The following is a 1,790-nucleotide window of genomic DNA, read 5'->3' on the forward strand; positions in this document are numbered from 1 at the left end:
GGCTGGCAATTGAATGGGCAAATCGCTACGGCGACAAAACTAAACAGGTGGCGTAATGAGTGAGTTAAAAATTGGCTGTCGCAAACAGTTAAATCCAAACGGAAACGATCTGCGTTGCGGTGACCGGGTTAACAACCTCAACTGGAATCCATGCGAAGGAGCGGTGCAGTTGTGTGATCTATGCAGCCTTAGGAAAAATAATCTGTCGCTGCTTCAGATGATTAACCGGAGAGTGGGCGAATGAATAAATCAATATTGGCATTTGCCATTTCGGCTCTTGCTAGCCCCTGGTCTGGGTATGTAGAGCCAAGACCATTCAACACATATCTGGTATCTAACAGCGGAAAGTCTGGGGCAGCAAAGGCCAAGCGAGCAGCAAAGAAGCGGAGGAATGCAGGATGAGCGATTACGGAGGCAGTAACACACCGGCGGAGCACAAAGACACATGGCAAACACCGCCTGAGTTATTCGCAGCAATAAACGCTGAGTTTAGCTTTCAACTTGATGCGGCGGCATCTGAGCGTAATGCGCTGTGTCGAAATTTCATCACAGAAGAGCAAGACACATTAGTCACGCCGTGGAGTGATTACGTCGCGATTGGCTATGCATGGATGAATCCACCGTATAGCAACCCGCTGCCGTTTGTGCAGAAAGCCGCTCATGAAGCCGAGGTAAATAACATCGGGTGCGTGATGCTTCTACCGGCAGATCAATCGGTCGGTTGGTTCAAAGAGGCAATCAAGACAGCTAGCGAGGTGCGCTGCATTACTGGCGGGAGGTTGTCTTTTATCTCATCACAAAGCGGTAAGCCTGTCGGCGGGAACACTAAAGGCTCGATGCTAATTATCTGGCGCCCGTACCCAAGAACGCAATTAATCGGAACTTTTGTTGATAAAAACACGCTGATGAATTTTGGCGCAAAACTTATAGCGAGGGCAGCATGACAGATTACTCACAACTAAGTGACTTTGAGATTAATAAGCGTGTAGCAGATATTAAAATTGAAGGCGACTGGATGCTTGAGCCAAACGACGATCGAAAGTTTACTTTCTATAATCATGGTGTTGAGTCAAGCAAGACAATTGAGCTTCCCGACTACTGCAACAACCCCGCTGATGCGTGGCCGATTATAAAAGCCAATTTAATATCGCTTACACCCTATGGAGGCGATGGCGCATGGTGGGAAGCTGAGGATAGATACGGAACTGGAAAATCAGATTGCGATAACAACCCGCTCCGCGCCGCCATGATTGTCTACTTAATGTTAAAGGAGTCTGAATCATCATGAGAAAAGATTTAACGCCAACCATTTGCACCGTGGCGGGCTTGCTGCTCATTTGTCGCAATAACAAAGCAAAGTTATCACGTCTATTAAACGTCAATCGCTCAACGATATTGAAGTACGAGAAAGACACTGACTTTAGTCGTCACGCAGTCGTTAACAACGTGTTGATGATAAAGACTAATCCGAAACGGAGGCGCGATGACACAGCGAAGTCCGACCCAAGTAGTCATTGATAATTGCATCTTCAGAGTACCCAGCCGCAGCAAACGAAAACCCCAGCAGTCTCCCCAAGAAATCCCAACTTTTGACCCGGTGTGGCCGCTCTTATCAAAGAGGTGGCTCCGTGTGCGAGCGAGGAAAAGCTATGGCAAGGCAACGCAAATATAAACACAAGCATAAATACCCAAAAAGACACTTCGGCCGCATGCATTACGAGCCGCCAAAAATTGAGCTGCAAATTGGTAAATGGCTCGGCGCATTCTTCATCGTGCTTATCGCAGCAAGC

Annotated in this window: 4 protein-coding genes; all 4 read left to right on the forward strand. The window is 47.7% G+C overall.

Translation table 11 applies throughout. The features are described from left to right. The first annotated feature begins 398 nt into the window (after nt 1-398). The 4 genes from ACL9RG_RS22680 to ACL9RG_RS22695 are packed head-to-tail and all read left to right on the forward strand — an operon-like array spanning nt 399 to nt 1,672. The gene (locus ACL9RG_RS22680; RefSeq protein WP_422794907.1) at nt 399-944 is read left to right on the forward strand and encodes a phage N-6-adenine-methyltransferase; all 546 of its coding nucleotides are present in this window, start codon (nt 399-401) and stop codon (nt 942-944) included. After that, nucleotides 941-1,288 (forward strand): phage protein NinX family protein, encoded by a 348-nt coding sequence (locus tag ACL9RG_RS22685; protein WP_422794908.1) that lies wholly within the window; start codon nt 941-943, stop codon nt 1,286-1,288. The genes ACL9RG_RS22680 and ACL9RG_RS22685 overlap by 4 nt, the downstream gene beginning before the upstream one ends. Beyond that, on the forward strand, nt 1,285-1,518 hold the full coding sequence (locus ACL9RG_RS22690) for a protein ninH (RefSeq protein ID WP_422794909.1): 234 nt from the start codon (nt 1,285-1,287) through the stop codon (nt 1,516-1,518). Before ACL9RG_RS22685 ends, ACL9RG_RS22690 begins: the two co-directional genes overlap by 4 nt. After that, entirely contained in the window at nt 1,484-1,672 is a 189-nt protein-coding gene (locus ACL9RG_RS22695) for a NinE family protein (protein WP_422794910.1), read from the forward strand. Before ACL9RG_RS22690 ends, ACL9RG_RS22695 begins: the two co-directional genes overlap by 35 nt. The last annotated feature ends 118 nt before the right edge of the window (nt 1,673-1,790 follow it).

It is taken from the genome of Rouxiella sp. Mn2063 (assembly GCF_049319665.1).
Taxonomy (GTDB): Bacteria; Pseudomonadota; Gammaproteobacteria; order Enterobacterales; family Enterobacteriaceae; genus JBMOUD01.